We start from the raw sequence: 13,659 nt of genomic DNA on the forward strand, positions 1-13,659 counted from the left end.
TCGGCCAGGTCGACCACCCGCCACCGGCAGGTGCCGGCTTTCGCCGGCAGGCACGGCGCGCCGCGCGCCGGCAACGGCCCGCACCACCAAACACCGCACCCGACCACCGGCCAGACCCGCCGACAGGCGCCGCGCGCCAACGCCGGCTTTCGCCGGCGGGCGCGCACCGCGCCGTGGCACACACTGGCGCTACGCGCCAGTGGTCATCCGCCGCCGTCCGGCGGCTTCTCACCGAGCATTCACCAAATTCGTCGCCTCAGGTTGGTGGATTGTGCGTTTGTGACGGGCATAAAAGGGACAGCGGTCCGACAGAACTTCGGCCGCCGGCCGGGAGGTGACGGACCCGGCGGCGGCTTCTCCCCGCCGGCGTAATGGGCGACGCCGGCGCAAATGGCGGCCCCCGGTGGTGCGTATGGTGGCACGCACCCCTCCGGGGGCCGCCCTGCGTCCCGGCCCGGTCCGCCGCTACTCGACGGTCACCGACTTCGCCAGGTTCCGCGGCTTGTCGATGTCCCGGCCGAGCGCCAGCGCCGTGTGGTAGGCGAGCAGCTGCAGCGGGATGCCCATCAGCACGGGGTCGAGCTCCGGCTCGTTGCGCGGCACCACGATGGTGTCGTCGGCCTTGGCCTGCTCCTCGTGCGCCACCGCCAGGATCCGCCCGCTGCGGGCCTTGATCTCCTCCAGCGTGGCCCGGTTCTTCTCCAGCAGCTCGTCGTTCGGGATGATCGCCACGGTCGGCACCGCCGGCTCGATCAGCGCCAGCGGGCCGTGCTTGAGCTCGGACGCCGGGTAGGCCTCGGCGTGGATGTACGAGACCTCCTTGAGCTTGAGCGAGGCCTCCTTGGCCACCGGGAAGCCCCGCACCCGGCCGACGAACATCATGCTCTTGGCGTCGGCGAACTCGGCCGCCAGCTTGGCGATCCGCTCCTCGTCGGCCAGGATCTGGTCGATCTGCTCGGGCAGTTTGCGCAGGCCCTCGATGATCCGCCGACCGTCCGCCACCGACAGGTCCCTGATCCGGCCCAGGTGCAGGGCGAGCAGCGCGAAGGCGACGGCGGTGTTGGTGAAGCACTTGGTGGACACCACGCACACCTCGGGCCCGGCGTGCACGTACACGCCGCCGTCGGTCTCCCGCGCGATGGCGCTGCCGACCACGTTGACCACGCCGAGCACCATGGCGCCCTTGCGCTTGAGCTCCTGGACCGCGGCCAGCGTGTCGTAGGTCTCGCCCGACTGGCTGGTGGCGATGTAGAGGGTGTCCGGGTCCACGACGGCGTTGCGGTAGCGGAACTCGCTGGCCGGCTCGGCGTCGGCCGGGATCCTGGCCAGCTCCTCGATCAGCTGGGCGCCGATCAGGCCCGCGTGGTAGGCGGAGCCGCAGCCGAGGATCTTCACCCGGCGCACCCCGCGGGCGGCGCGCGCGTCCAGGTTGAGGCCGCCGAGCCGGACGGTGGCGAACCGGTCGTCGATCCGGCCGCGCAGCACGCGGTCGACGGCGTCGGGCTGCTCGGCGATCTCCTTGTGCATGTAGGTGTCGTGGCCGCCCATGTCCCAGCTCTCCGCCTCCCACTCCACGGTGGTCGGCGCGGCGGCGGTGCGGCTGCCGTCGGTGGTGTAGGTGCGGTAGTCGTCGGCCTTGATGGTGGCCATCTCGCCGTCGTCCAGGGTGATGACCTGGCGGGTGTGGCTGATGAGCGCGGCCACGTCGGAGGCGACGAACATCTCCTTCTCGCCGATGCCGAGCACCACGGGCGAGCCGTTGCGCGCGACCACGATCCGGTCGGGGAAGTCGGCGTGCAGCACGGCGATGCCGTAGGTGCCCTCGACGTAGCGGAGCGCCTCGCGGACCTTCTCCTCCAGGGTCTCGGCCTGGGCCCGGCCGACGAGGTGGGCCAGTACCTCGGTGTCGGTCTCGGAGGCCAGCTCGACGCCGTCCGCGGTCAGCTTGGCGCGCAGCTCGGCGCAGTTGTCGATGATGCCGTTGTGGACGACGGCGACGCGTCCCGGGGCGTCCAGGTGCGGGTGGGCGTTGGTGTCGTTGGGGGCGCCGTGGGTGGCCCAGCGGGTGTGCGCGATGCCGGCGGTGCCGGCGAACCTGGCCGGCACCTTGGCCTCCAGGTCGCGGACCCGCCCGGCGTTCTTGACGGTCTTGAGCCCGCCGGCCTTGCCGCTGCTCTGGATGGCGATGCCGGCCGAGTCGTAGCCGCGGTACTCCAGGCGCTGCAGGCCCTCCAGCAGGAGGGGCGCGACATCACGCTTTCCGATGTATCCCACGATTCCGCACATGCCCTGGCTCCTCCTGCTGTTCCCGCTGATCCGCTGTGTCTCGTGTGTCCCGCGCGCCCGTCGGCCGCTATCCGTAGACGATCCGCCGCAGCTGTCGCAGCGAGAGCGCCGGCGGCGCCACGGCGCGGCGTGGCAGCTCCGCCGCGATCCTCTCGAAGATCGCGTCGTTCCCGAGGCCACGGCCACGCAGCTCCCGGTGCCGCCTCCGGACGTATTCCTCGGCCGTCTCGTCGAAGTACGCCAACACGTCGAGAACCACCCGGGCAGCCTCACCGCGGGCGAGCGGCGTGGTGCGCACCAGGTGGTCCACGAGGTCGTCGTAGGGCGTTCCGCGATCGAGCACCCCTTGATACTGCGGATCAAGAGGGACGTCCGCAACATCTGTGCCCGATTTCGGGCACGGACGTGTCGTTCCTCATTCCGGGGCCGGGCCCCGGTCGCGAGACGGCGGGGGTGAGTAGTCTGCCCGGCGTGCTGCATCTGCGGATCATCGTGCCCTCGGCCCGTACCGAGGAGGTCGTCGCCGAGCTGACGTCGACGGTCGGGACGGCGCACCTGGTCGTGCTGCCGGGGGCCGCGCGGGACCCGGCGGGGGACCTCGTGCTGTGCGACGTGGCGCGCGAGGCGGCGGACGAGCTGCTGCGGCGGCTGCGCGCGTCGGGCCTCGCGGAGGTCGGCTCGGTCTCGGTCGAGGACATCGACCTGTCGCTGTCGGAGCGCTCCGAGCGGGCCCAGGAGGAGGCCCCGGGCGCCGGGGTGGACGCGGTGCTGTGGGAGTCGTTGATCGACTCCACGCAGGAGGAGTCGCGGCTGACGTTCACCTTCCTCGTCTTCCTCACCGTGGCGACGATGCTGGCCGCCTGCGGGGTGCTGCTGGACAGCGCGATCCTGATCGTCGGCGCGATGGTGGTGGGCCCCGAGCTGGGGCCGCTGGCCGGGGTCTGCACCAGCCTGGCCGCGTGGGCGCCGCGGCTCGGGCTGCGGTCGCTGGCCGCGCTGCTCGTCGGCTTCCCGTTGGCGATGCTGCTGACGGCGGCCTTCTCGCTGGTGATGGACGGGTTCGGGGTGTTCTCGAAGGCGCAGTTCGAGCAGCCGCATCCGACGGTCGAGTTCGTCTGGCAGCCGGACATCATGTCCTTCGTGGTGGCCCTGCTGGCCGGCGTGGCCGGGATGGTCTCGCTGACCTCCGCCAAGTCGGCGGCGCTGGTGGGCGTGACGATCTCGGTGACCACGGTCCCGGCGGCCGGCCACGCCGCCCTGGCCCTGAGCTACGGCCATGTCACCGAGGCCCTCGGCTCCATGCTGCAACTGGGCGTGAACCTCGCCGGCATCCTGGTCGCCGGCACGCTCACGCTGCTGGTGCAGAAGCTCTCCTGGGCCTGGGTCCGGAACATGGTCCCCACCCGGCGGAGTCGGAGTGCCGGATGATGACCGTATGAGACGAAGACTCCGGCTGCTGCCGCTGGCCCTCCTCGTACCGCTCGCCGCCTGCGGTGAGGGGGCCGCCGACCGCGACGAGTTGGAGGCGCGGGCCGCCTCGCTCGAGACGGCGATCGAGCTGGTCTATGTGACCGAGGTGTCCGGCTACGAGCTGGCGCCCATGTCGGTGGCCCCGGCCGGCGCCGACGGCTTCCAGAGCACATATGTCTCGTCCTCGGACGGCTCCACCATCCACCTGGTCGTCGACCGCGGCACGGTCGACCCGGCCAACTGCGACTGCGAGCCGGACGGCGACTCCGTCTGGTACCGGCCGTCGGTGGACCTCGGCCCCCACGCCTACGTCCGCGTGGAGGACGGCCACACCGTCACGGTCGAGGCGCCGGCCGACGCGGTGTCCCGCGAGACGCTGCGCTCCGCGCTGGACGAGGCCCACGTCGCCGACGACGCGGAGCTCTCGGCGACCCTCCCCGAGGCGCCGGAGGGCGCCCCCGACGCGCCCGTCGAACGCGGCGACCTCCCACCGAACGGCGACGGCGCGCCGGTCGACCCGGAGGGCGCGAGCGGCTGACCGGCCGCCTCAACCGGGGTGCTTGAGCGCCGCCCACACCACCCGCCCCTCGGGTTCGAGCGGCGCCACGCCCCAGTCGACCGACACGGCCTCGACCAGCAGCAGCCCGCGCCCGCACTCGGCCTCGTCGTCCGGGACGCCGGGGCGCGGCACGGCCGACGTCCCGCCCTCGTCCTCGACCGCGAGCCACACCTCGTCCTCGCAGACGGCGAGCCGGCAGACGACGTACCGACTGCCGGTGTGCGTCACGGCGTTGGCCACCAGCTCCGTGACGACCAGCGCGGCGTCGTCGACCACCGCCACGTCCCCCAACCACCGCCGCGTCAACCGCCGCGCGACGGCGGCCGATTCACGCTCGGCGCGCAGCCGGAACCGGGTCGAGGCGCAAGCCTCGTGAGACCAGGTGTGCTCATGCATGACGGAACCTCGCTGTCGCCCGGCCCGGCGGCCGCGACCGCCGGGAGTCACCGCTTCGCGGCTCCCACCATCGCGGACTGCCGGTTCATTTTGAAGTTGCAAAACGGAGCTTCACTCGGAAGTGTGCTGGGAGGCGCCGATCCGAACTGGAAGGATGGCGCTGCTCGTTGCGAACGGATCACGAAGGGCGACAACGGTGGCGGCACAGCCCAGGTCGGCGACGTTGAGGCGGCGCCTCGGCATGGAGCTCCGCAGGCTGCGGGAGGCGGCCGGACTCACCATCGAGCAGGCGGGTGCGGCCATCTACGGTTCGGACTCCAAGATCAGCCGCCTGGAGAACGGCCGTGGCGCGCTCAAGCCTCTGGAAATCCAAGCGTTGCTGGTCACGTACGCCGCCCCGGCCGAGCAACGCGACCGTCTGCTCCGGATGATGGAGGAGGCGGACCAGCCCGAACCGTGGGCCGGCTACGACGTGCCCGCAGGACTGGAGACACTGCTTGGCCTTGAGGCGGACGCCGAGCGGCTTGACGTGTTCAGCTCCTCGATCGTGTACGGGTTGCTCCAGACCGAGGACTACGCGCGTGCCACCATCCGCGAGGGCCGGTTCGCGGACGAGGACCCATCGGCCGCGGACAACCTGGTGGCTCTCCGACTCCATCGCCAGCGGCTGCTCTTCGGCAATCCCGAGGCGCCCGAGTTGACATCGGTGATCGACGAGGCGGCACTACGGCGCCTGGTGGGTGGCACAGACACGATGCGCGCCCAGGTGAGCCACCTGCTCGACATGGCCGACCGTGCGAAAGTCACCGTCCAGGTACTGCCGTTCAGCGCCGGCGCGCACGCCGCCCAGACGGGCAGCTTCCTGCGGTTGTCCTTCCCCGGGGGCGAGGATCCGGACCTGGTCTACTGCGACGGAGCGGCGGGCAACCAGTACGTCAAGAAGGCCGCGAGCGTACAGAGGTTCGCGGTGACCTTCGACCGCCTCCGCCGCCAGTCGCTCTCACCGGCGGACACCAGGAAGTTCCTCGACCAGTTGCGCAAGGAGTATCGATGACGCGCCCCACCCTCAGCGACGCCCGCTGGTTCAAGTCCTCGGCCAGCGACTCCGCCAACGGTTGCCTGGAGGTGGCCTTCCTGGACGACGGACGCGTGGCGATACGGGACAACGAGGACCTGGCCAACCCGCCGTTCCTCGTCACCCGGCACGTGTGGGAGTGCTTCATAGCCGGCGCCGCGCAGGGCGAGTTCGACCCGCCGGTGAGCGCGTGAGTTTCCGGCTGGCGGCGTACGCCGTCTGTGTCGAGGACGGGCAACGCGTGCTGCTCGCCCACCACGTGCCGCCGGAGGGCGAGAGCGTCTGGACGCTTCCCGGTGGCGGGGTCGAACCCTTGGAGGATCCGTTCGACGCGGTGATCCGGGAGGTCGCCGAGGAGACCGGGTACGAGGCCGTCGTCGAGCGACTGTTGGGCGTGGACTCCCGGGTGATCCCCGCGGCCGAGGCGCGTCGGGGTGTCCCGCACCAGAACGTCGGTGTCTTCTACGAGGTCCGCATCACCGGCGGCCGGCCCAGGCCCGAGCCGAACGGCGAGACCGCCGAGTCGGTGTGGACGCCGATCCCCGACGTCGCCCGCCTACGGCGCTCGTCGCTGGTCGACGTCGGCCTCGCCCTGGCCCTGACCCGCCCGGCCACCGGCCACGTCCCACCCGTCCGAACCGGCCGGCTCATCCAGCACTGAGACGCCACGCCCGCCGCGCCGTCGCCGGGCGGCGAGGGCTCGCGAGGCGGACCGACGACCGTTCACCGAGAGTTCACCTCGCGGCGGTCTGGCAGAGTGGCCCCCGGATCCGAAGAGGAACGATCGCCGGAGGATCGCGTGGCTCTGATACGAAGGTCTCTCGCGCTGACGGCCGCCGTGCTGCTCGCCGCCGCCTGCGGCGCGCCGGCCGACGCGGAGCCGGGCCCCGACCGGAACGAGGACACCGCCCAGCCGGTCCCCGAGCCCGACCTCGACCTGACCGCCCCCTCCCCCAACGAGGGCCTGACCACCCCCGTGCCCGACGACCCGCCTCCCGCGACCGAGCCGGAACAGGACCCCGACGCGGACCCCGAGCCCGGCGAGACCCCGAGCCTGGCCGACGTCATGGACGACCCGTCCCTGTGGTGCGACCTCGCCTTCGAGGAACAGAACGAGGCGGTGCTCGACCTCTGCCACGCGTTGTTGGACGAGTGAGCCGGTTCGCGGCGGCGACGGCGCCGTACGTTTCGTGCCCGATGTCCGGGTTACCCGAGGGTCGATCGAAGGGAGGAGCCTGCCATGTTCCGAGCCATCGCGGATGTGCTCCGCGCGATCGGCGGGGCGGTTGCCACTGTTGTCTCCCTGCCGTTCCGGGCCGTCGCCCGGCTTTTCGGCGGAGTGTCCGACACGGTACGCGGGCGGCACTGACCCCGAGGGAGTGGCGGCCGGCGCAGAGCGCGCCGGCCGCCGCTCCGTGTCCGGTCAGGCGGTCATGCCCAACTCTCGGGCGATCAGCATGCGTTGGACCTCGCTCGTGCCCTCGCCGATCTCCAGGATCTTGGCGTCGCGCCACATCCGCGCCACCGGGTACTCGTTCATGAAGCCGTAGCCGCCGTGGATCTGGGTGGCCTCGCGGGCGTTGGTGACGGCGGCGTCCGAGGAGTGCAGCTTGGCGACGGCGGCGGCCTTCTTGAACGGTTCGCCGGCCTGGAGCCGGGAGGCGGCGTCCCGCCAGGTGGTGCGGGAGGTGTGGGCGCGGGCCTCCATGTCGGCCAGCTTGAACTGGATGGCCTGGTTGGCGCCGATCGGGCGGCCGAACGCCTCGCGGGTGCGGGCGTAGGCGGTGGACTGGTCGACGCAGCCCTGGGCGAGGCCGGTGGCCAGCGCCGAGAAGGCGATCCGGCCCTCGTCGAGCACGGTCAGGAACTGCGCGTACCCCCGGCCCTCCTCGCCCAGCAGGTTCTCGACGGGGACCCGGCAGTCGGTGAAGGACAGCTCGTGGGTGTCCGAGGCGTTCCACCCGACCTTGGAGTAGCCGGGGGCGACGGTGAGGCCAGGGGTGCCGGCGGGGACGATGATGGTGGAGATGGCGCCGTCGGGGCCGGTGCGGGCGGTGATGGTGATCGGCCCGGTGATGTCGGTGCCGGAGTTGGTGATGAAGCTCTTGCTGCCGTTGATGACCCACTGGTCGCCGTCCCGCACGGCGGTGGTGCGGGTGCCGCCGGCGTCGGAGCCGCAGCCGGGCTCGGTGAGGCCGAACGCGGCCAGTTGCTCGCCGGCGCAGAGCCGCGGCAGCCACTCCCGCTTCTGGGCCTCGGTGCCGAAGCGGTAGATGGGGGTGACGCCGAGCGAGACGCCGGCCTCCAGGGTGACGGCGACGGAGGAGTCAACGCGGGCCAGCTCCTCGATGGCCAGGCAGAGGGCGAGGAAGTCGCCGCCCATGCCGCCGTACTCCTCGGGGAACGGCAGGCCGAACAGGCCCATCTTGCCCATCTCGCGGATGATCTCGTACGGGAAGGTGTGCGCCTCGTAGTGCTCGGCGATGCGCGGCGCGACGACGTCGTTGGCGAACTGCTCGACGGTGCGGCGCAGTTCCTCGTGTTCCGGGGTCAGCCTGTGGTCCAGGGGCATGGTCGTCACTCCTCGTGGGAGTCGGGGGCGCCGGGGTGGAGCGCCCGCACGGTGCGGGACGGGCTGGGGCGGCCGAGGTAGTCGGCGAGCCAGACGCTGGTGGCGGCGAGCCGGTCGAGGTCGACGCCGGTCTCGATGCCGAGTCCTTCGAGCATCCACAGCAGGTCCTCGGTGGCGAGGTTGCCGGTGGCGCTCTTCGCGTAGGGGCAGCCGCCGAGGCCGCCGGCCGAGGCGTCGACGGTGGTGACGCCGTGGCGCAGCGCGGTCAGGGTGTTGGAGAGGGCCTGGCCGTAGGTGTCGTGGAAGTGGACGGCGATCCGCTCGACGGGGATGCCGGCCTCGCCGAGCGCGGTGAGCAGGGCGGTGACCTGGCCCGGGGTGGCGACGCCGATGGTGTCGCCGAGGCTGAGCTCGGAGACGCCGAGCTCGATCAGGCGGCGGGCCACGGCGACGACCCGGGCCACCGGCACCTCCCCCTCCCAGGGGTCGCCGAAGCACATGGAGACGTAGCCGCGCACGGGGACGTCCTCGACGACGGCGTGCGCGACGACGGGCGCGAACATCCGCAGCGACTCCTCGACGGTGCGGTTGAGGTTGGCCTTGGCGAAGGACTCGGTGGCGCTGGCGAAGACGGCGACCTCGCGGGCGCCGAGGGCCAACGCCCGGTCGAGGCCGCGCTCGTTGGGGACGAGGACGGGCAGCCGGCGGTCGCGCAGGTCGTCGAGGAGGGGGAAGAGCCGCTCGGCGTCGGCGAGTTGGGGGACCCAGGCGGGGTGGACGAAGCTGGTGGCCTCGATGGTGGTGAGCCCGGCGTCGGCGAGCCGGTGGATGAACTCGGCCTTGACCTCGACGGGGACGACGGCCTTCTCGTTCTGCAGGCCGTCGCGCGGGCCCACCTCGTGGATCCGGACGCGGGTGGGGAGGCCGGGCTCCGGGGTGCGGGTGGGGCGGGTCATGGCGCGGGCTCCTCGGCGGGGGCGACGACGGCGAGGAGCTGGTCCATGGTGACCGTGGCGCCGGCGGCGACGGGGAGTTCGGTGACGGTGCCGTCGTGCGGGGCCGCGATGACGTGCTCCATCTTCATGGCCTCGACGACCAGCAGGCTCTGACCGGCCGTCACCCGCTCGCCGACGGTGGCCTTGACGACGGTGACGGTGCCGGGCATGGGGGCGGTGAGCGCGTCGGCGCTGGCGGCCGCGCCAGGGCCCGCGGTGGCGATCGGGTCGTGCTCGGTGACGTGCCAGACGTCGCCGTCCCGCCCCAGCCAGTGCCCGTCGGCCACTGCGGCGTGGGTGAACGCGTGGATGGTGCCGGCGAGTTCGACGTGGACGGTGCCGGTGGTGCGGGAGACCAGCCGGGCGGGCACCGGCTCGGCCTCGCCGACACGGGCCTCGCCGGGGCGGACCAGCACCGTGACGGGGTCGTGTCCGGCGACGCGCAACGCGCTGCTGGTCCAGGCCGGTTGGCCGCCGAGGCGCCAACCGGACGGCACGGAGAACGGATCGGTCCAGCCGGCCGGGTCGGGGGCCGGGGCGAGCTCGGCGTGCCGCAGCAGCGCGGCGGCGACGTACACCTCGTCCGGGACGGTGGCCGGGATCAGCGAGGGCGCCGCGCGGTCGACCAGGCCGGTGTCCAACTCGCCGGCGACGACGTCCGGATGGGCCAGCAGGCGGCGCAGGAAGCCGGTGTTGGTGTCCACGCCGAGGACGGTGGTGCCGGCGAGCGCGGCGCGCAGCAGGCGCAGCGCGGTGGGACGGTCCGGGCCGTGGGCGACGACCTTGGCGAGCATCGGGTCGTAGGCGGTGGACACCTCGGTGCCCGCGTCGAGCCCCGAGTCGACCCGGATCCCCTCGCCGACCGGCTCGCGCAGCAGCCGGACGGTGCCGGCCGAGGGCAGGAAGCCGGTGGCCGGGTTCTCCGCGCAGATCCTGGCCTCGACGGCGTGGCCGGTGAGGCGCACCTCGTCCTGGGTGAACGGCAACGGCTCGCCGGCGGCGATCCGCAGCTGCCACTCCACGAGGTCGAGCCCGGTGATCAGCTCGGTGACGGGGTGCTCGACCTGGAGCCGGGTGTTCATCTCCATGAAGTAGAAGGTGCTCGGGTCGGTGCCGGGGACGATGAACTCGACGGTGCCCGCGCCCCGGTAGTCGCAGGCGCGGGCGGCGGCGACGGCGGCCTCGCCCATCCGGGCGCGGGTGGCGTCGTCGAGCAGCGGGCTCGGCGCCTCCTCCACGATCTTCTGGTGGCGGCGCTGCAGCGAGCACTCGCGCTCGGCGAGCCGCAACACGGCGCCGTGGTCGTCGGCGATCACCTGCACCTCGATGTGGCGGGGCCGCTCGACGAAGCGCTCGGCGAGCAGGGTGTCGTCGCCGAAGGAGGCGAGCGCCTCGCGGCGCGCCCCGGCGATCTGCTCCTCCAACTCCCCGGTGTCGGTGACCAGTCGCATGCCCTTGCCGCCGCCCCCGGCGGCCGGCTTGAGCAGCAGCGGCGGGCCCAGCTTCCGCGCGGCGGCGGCGAGCTCCGGGCCCGAGACGCCGGGGACGACAGGCACGCCCGCCGCCTCGACGGCGGCCTTGGCGCGGATCTTGTCGCCCATGGTCTCGATGGCGGCGGCCGGCGGGCCGACGAAGGCGAGCCCGGCGGTGGTGACGGCGCGGGCGAACGCCGCGTTCTCCGCGAGGAATCCGTAGCCGGGGTGGACGGCCTGGGCGCCGGTCTCGGCGGCGGCCGCCAGCAGCCTGGGGATGGCGAGGTAGCTCTCGGCGGCCGGGGTCGGGCCGATCCTGACGGCCACGTCGGCCTCGCGGACGTGCCGGGCGTCGGCGTCGGCGTCGCTGTAGACGGCGACCGAGCGAATGCCGAGGCGGCGCAGGGTGCGGATCACCCGGACGGCGATCTCGCCGCGGTTGGCCACGAGCACGGTCTCGAACATGCCGGTGAACATGGCGGTGTTGCCCTCCCTCACATTCGGAAGACGCCGTGACTCGGCTCTGACAGGGGCGCGTTGGCGCAGGCGGTGAGGGCGAGGCCGAGGACGGTGCGCGTCTCCAGCGGGTCGATCACGCCGTCGTCCCACAGCCGCGCCGTGGCGTAGTAGGCGCTGCCCTGCGTCTCGTACTGCCGGCGGATCGGGGCCTTGAACGCCTCCTCCTCCTCGGCCGACCAGGCGTCCCCGAGCTGGTCGCGCTTGACGGTGGCGAGCACGGCCGCGGCCTGCTCGCCGCCCATCACGGAGATCTTGGCGTTGGGCCACATCCACAGGAAGCGCGGCGAGTACGCCCGGCCGCACATCGAGTAGTTGCCCGCGCCGTAGGAGCCGCCGATCACCACGGTGAGCCTGGGCACGCGGGCGCAGGCGACGGCGGTGACCATCTTGGCGCCGTGCTTGGCGATGCCGCCGGCCTCGTAGTCGCGGCCGACCATGAAGCCCGCGATGTTCTGCAGGAAGAGCAGCGGGATGCCGCGTTGGTCGCACAGCTCGACGAAGTGGGCGCCCTTCTGGGCCGATTCGGAGAACAGGATGCCGTTGTTCGCGACGATGCCGACCGGGTGGCCGTGGATCCGGGCGAAGCCGGTGACCAGGGTCGGCCCGAACTCGGCCTTGAACTCCTGGAGTCGGGAGCCGTCGACGAGGCGGGCGATCACCTCGCGGACGTCGTAGGTGGTGCGCGGGTCGACCGGGACCACGCCGTAGAGGCCGGCCGGGTCGACGGCGGGCTCCTCGACCGGGGCGACCGACCACGGCAGCGGGCCACGCTCCGGCAGGGTGGCGACGATGGTGCGGACGATGCGCAGCGCGTGCGCGTCGTCCTCGGCGAGGTGGTCGGTGACGCCCGAGGTGCGGGCGTGCACCTCGCCGCCGCCGAGCTCCTCGGCCGTGACGACCTCACCGGTGGCGGCCTTCACCAGCGGCGGCCCGCCGAGGAAGATCGTGCCCTGCCCGCGCACGATGACGGCCTCGTCGCTCATGGCCGGCACATAGGCGCCGCCGGCGGTGCAGGAGCCGAGCACGGCGGCGATCTGCGGGATGCGGGCGGCCGACATGCGCGCCTGGTTGTAGAAGATGCGGCCGAAGTGCTCGCGGTCGGGGAACACCTCGTCCTGCATGGGCAGGAACGCGCCGCCCGAGTCCACCAGGTAGAGGCAGGGCAGGCGGTTCTCCAGGGCGACCTCCTGGGCCCGCAGGTGCTTCTTGACGGTGAGCGGGTAGTAGGTGCCGCCCTTGACGGTGGCGTCGTTGGCGACGACGACGACCTCACGGCCGCTGACCCGGCCGACGCCGGCGATGACCCCGGCGGCGGGCGCCTGCCCGTCGTAGAGGCCGTCGGCGGCGAGGGGCGCGAGCTCCAGGAAGGGCGACCCGGGGTCGAGCAGCGCGTCCACCCGGTCCCGGGGCAGCAGCTTGCCGCGCGCCACGTGCCGGGCGCGGGCCCGCTCACCGCCGCCGAGGCGGGCGGTGGCCAGCTTCTCGCGCAGTTCGGCGGCGAGCTCGCGGTGAGCCGCCTCGTTGGCCCGGTACGACGCGGACGCCGGGTCCACGGTGCTGCTGAGCGTCGGTGCCTGCCGCATACCGAAGAGGTTAACGCTCGTTAACGGGCCTGTCTACAATACGTTCTCATGACGTCGCACGCCTCCGCCCACGCCCTCTCCCGCCGCGAGCAGATCCTGCGCGAGGCGTCCAGGCTCTTCGCCGAGCGCGGCTTCCACGGCGTGGGCGTCGACGACATAGGAGCCGCGGTCGGCGTGAGCGGCCCCGCCCTCTACCGGCACTTCGCCGGCAAGGACGCGATGCTGACCGAGCTGCTGGTCGGCATCAGCAGCCGGCTGCGGGACGGCGGCCTCCGGCGGGTCGAGGAGGCCGAGGCGGCCGGCCGCCCGGCGGAGGAGGCGCTGGACGCGCTGATCGCGGGGCACATCGACTTCGCGCTCGACGACCGGGCGCTGATCACGCTCCACGACCGCGAGCTGGACTGGCTCCCGGAGGCCGACCGCAAGCGGGTGCGGCGGCTCCAGCGGGAGTACCTGGAGCTGTGGGTCCAGGTGGCCCGCCGCGCCCACCCCGGGCTGCCGGAGCCGCGGGCGCGGGCGGCGGTGCACGCGGTGTTCGGCCTCCTCAACTCCACGCGGCGGCTGTCCAGCCCGACGAACCTGCCGGACCGGGCGGAGACCGCGGCCCTCCTGCACCGCCAGGCCCGCGCGGCCCTGGCCGCGGCGGCGCGCTGACGCGCGCGGAAGGCCGCCGCGCTCCGCGCGGGGGTGGCTGCGGGCCGAGCGGGGTGGCGCTTCGCGCCGGGTTTCCCC

15 protein-coding genes are annotated in these 13,659 nt (G+C 73.0%); 8 read left to right on the forward strand and 7 right to left on the reverse strand.

All coding sequences use genetic code 11. The features are described 5' to 3' along the window. Positions 1 to 465 precede the first annotated feature (465 nt). Both glmS and RNC47_RS08365 read right to left on the reverse strand, forming a co-directional pair. Positions 466 to 2,286 (reverse strand): glutamine--fructose-6-phosphate transaminase (isomerizing), encoded by a 1,821-nt coding sequence (gene glmS, locus RNC47_RS08360; protein WP_311596951.1) that lies wholly within the window; start codon positions 2,284 to 2,286, stop codon positions 466 to 468. Between the two features lie 67 nt (positions 2,287 to 2,353). Continuing rightward, positions 2,354 to 2,629, reverse strand: a complete 276-nt coding sequence (locus RNC47_RS08365) for a hypothetical protein (protein ID WP_311596953.1) — start codon at positions 2,627 to 2,629, stop codon at positions 2,354 to 2,356. A 128-nt stretch (positions 2,630 to 2,757) separates the two neighbouring features. On the opposite strand from RNC47_RS08365, the gene RNC47_RS08370 reads away from it, so the two are divergent. After that, the gene (locus RNC47_RS08370; protein ID WP_311596954.1) at positions 2,758 to 3,714 is read left to right on the forward strand and encodes a DUF389 domain-containing protein; all 957 of its coding nucleotides are present in this window, start codon (positions 2,758 to 2,760) and stop codon (positions 3,712 to 3,714) included. Between the two features lie 7 nt (positions 3,715 to 3,721). Continuing rightward, entirely contained in the window at positions 3,722 to 4,294 is a 573-nt protein-coding gene (locus tag RNC47_RS08375) for a hypothetical protein (protein ID WP_311596955.1), read from the forward strand. 9 nt (positions 4,295 to 4,303) lie between these two features. On the opposite strand, the gene RNC47_RS08380 is transcribed toward RNC47_RS08375, so the two are convergent. After that, entirely contained in the window at positions 4,304 to 4,711 is a 408-nt protein-coding gene (locus RNC47_RS08380; RefSeq protein ID WP_311596957.1) for an ATP-binding protein, read from the reverse strand. Positions 4,712 to 4,865: 154 nt separating this feature from the next. Between RNC47_RS08380 and RNC47_RS08385 the strand changes: the two genes are divergently transcribed. From RNC47_RS08385 to RNC47_RS08405, 5 genes are all read left to right on the forward strand, one after another. Beyond that, positions 4,866 to 5,765 carry a helix-turn-helix domain-containing protein gene (locus RNC47_RS08385; RefSeq protein ID WP_311596958.1) on the forward strand — a complete coding sequence of 300 codons (900 nt, stop codon included), beginning with the start codon at positions 4,866 to 4,868 and terminating at the stop codon, positions 5,763 to 5,765. Next, complete coding sequence (locus RNC47_RS08390) at positions 5,762 to 5,980, forward strand: DUF397 domain-containing protein (protein WP_311596959.1); 219 nt, start codon at positions 5,762 to 5,764, stop codon at positions 5,978 to 5,980. Before RNC47_RS08385 ends, RNC47_RS08390 begins: the two co-directional genes overlap by 4 nt. Continuing rightward, a complete protein-coding gene (locus tag RNC47_RS08395; RefSeq protein WP_311596960.1) occupies positions 5,977 to 6,447 on the forward strand; it encodes an NUDIX hydrolase in 471 nt (156 codons plus the stop codon). Before RNC47_RS08390 ends, RNC47_RS08395 begins: the two co-directional genes overlap by 4 nt. A 138-nt stretch (positions 6,448 to 6,585) precedes the next feature. After that, complete coding sequence (locus tag RNC47_RS08400) at positions 6,586 to 6,942, forward strand: hypothetical protein (RefSeq protein ID WP_311596962.1); 357 nt, start codon at positions 6,586 to 6,588, stop codon at positions 6,940 to 6,942. Positions 6,943 to 7,026: 84 nt separating this feature from the next. Further along, positions 7,027 to 7,155 carry an LPFR motif small protein gene (locus RNC47_RS08405; RefSeq protein ID WP_311596963.1) on the forward strand — a complete coding sequence of 43 codons (129 nt, stop codon included), beginning with the start codon at positions 7,027 to 7,029 and terminating at the stop codon, positions 7,153 to 7,155. A 54-nt stretch (positions 7,156 to 7,209) separates the two neighbouring features. Here RNC47_RS08405 and RNC47_RS08410 read toward each other — a convergent pair whose 3' ends face one another. From RNC47_RS08410 to RNC47_RS08425, 4 genes are read right to left on the reverse strand one after another with little or no spacing between them, the layout of a single operon-like run. Continuing rightward, complete coding sequence (locus RNC47_RS08410; RefSeq protein ID WP_311596964.1) at positions 7,210 to 8,358, reverse strand: acyl-CoA dehydrogenase family protein; 1,149 nt, start codon at positions 8,356 to 8,358, stop codon at positions 7,210 to 7,212. Positions 8,359 to 8,363: 5 nt separating this feature from the next. Further along, positions 8,364 to 9,314: a hydroxymethylglutaryl-CoA lyase gene (locus RNC47_RS08415; RefSeq protein WP_311596966.1), complete on the reverse strand. Its 951-nt coding sequence runs from the start codon at positions 9,312 to 9,314 to the stop codon at positions 8,364 to 8,366. Further along, positions 9,311 to 11,290: an ATP-binding protein gene (locus RNC47_RS08420; RefSeq protein ID WP_311596986.1), complete on the reverse strand. Its 1,980-nt coding sequence runs from the start codon at positions 11,288 to 11,290 to the stop codon at positions 9,311 to 9,313. Before RNC47_RS08420 ends, RNC47_RS08415 begins: the two co-directional genes overlap by 4 nt. Before the next feature lie 29 nt (positions 11,291 to 11,319). Further along, positions 11,320 to 12,927 (reverse strand): carboxyl transferase domain-containing protein, encoded by a 1,608-nt coding sequence (locus RNC47_RS08425; protein ID WP_311596968.1) that lies wholly within the window; start codon positions 12,925 to 12,927, stop codon positions 11,320 to 11,322. Between the two features lie 48 nt (positions 12,928 to 12,975). On the opposite strand from RNC47_RS08425, the gene RNC47_RS08430 reads away from it, so the two are divergent. Next, positions 12,976 to 13,581, forward strand: coding sequence for an SACE_7040 family transcriptional regulator (locus RNC47_RS08430; protein ID WP_311596969.1), 606 nt, complete (start codon positions 12,976 to 12,978; stop codon positions 13,579 to 13,581). The last annotated feature ends 78 nt before the right edge of the window (positions 13,582 to 13,659 follow it).

It is taken from the genome of Streptomyces millisiae, assembly GCF_031845425.1.
Lineage (GTDB): Bacteria > Actinomycetota > Actinomycetes > Streptomycetales > Streptomycetaceae > Streptomyces > Streptomyces millisiae.

What these genes read in the sequence shown, in the direction of transcription:
- glmS (WP_311596951.1), bottom strand. Translation starts at nt 2,286, where the DNA reads ATGTGCGGAATCGTGGGATACATCGGAAAGCGTGATGTCGCGCCCCTC.
- RNC47_RS08375 (WP_311596955.1), top strand. Translation starts at nt 3,722, where the DNA reads ATGAGACGAAGACTCCGGCTGCTGCCGCTGGCCCTCCTCGTACCGCTC.
- RNC47_RS08380 (WP_311596957.1), bottom strand. Translation starts at nt 4,711, where the DNA reads ATGCATGAGCACACCTGGTCTCACGAGGCTTGCGCCTCGACCCGGTTC.
- RNC47_RS08385 (WP_311596958.1), top strand. Translation starts at nt 4,866, where the DNA reads ATGGCGCTGCTCGTTGCGAACGGATCACGAAGGGCGACAACGGTGGCG.
- RNC47_RS08390 (WP_311596959.1), top strand. Translation starts at nt 5,762, where the DNA reads ATGACGCGCCCCACCCTCAGCGACGCCCGCTGGTTCAAGTCCTCGGCC.
- RNC47_RS08405 (WP_311596963.1), top strand. Translation starts at nt 7,027, where the DNA reads ATGTTCCGAGCCATCGCGGATGTGCTCCGCGCGATCGGCGGGGCGGTT.
- RNC47_RS08410 (WP_311596964.1), bottom strand. Translation starts at nt 8,358, where the DNA reads ATGCCCCTGGACCACAGGCTGACCCCGGAACACGAGGAACTGCGCCGC.
- RNC47_RS08415 (WP_311596966.1), bottom strand. Translation starts at nt 9,314, where the DNA reads ATGACCCGCCCCACCCGCACCCCGGAGCCCGGCCTCCCCACCCGCGTC.
- RNC47_RS08420 (WP_311596986.1), bottom strand. Translation starts at nt 11,290, where the DNA reads ATGTTCGAGACCGTGCTCGTGGCCAACCGCGGCGAGATCGCCGTCCGG.
- RNC47_RS08425 (WP_311596968.1), bottom strand. Translation starts at nt 12,927, where the DNA reads ATGCGGCAGGCACCGACGCTCAGCAGCACCGTGGACCCGGCGTCCGCG.
- RNC47_RS08430 (WP_311596969.1), top strand. Translation starts at nt 12,976, where the DNA reads ATGACGTCGCACGCCTCCGCCCACGCCCTCTCCCGCCGCGAGCAGATC.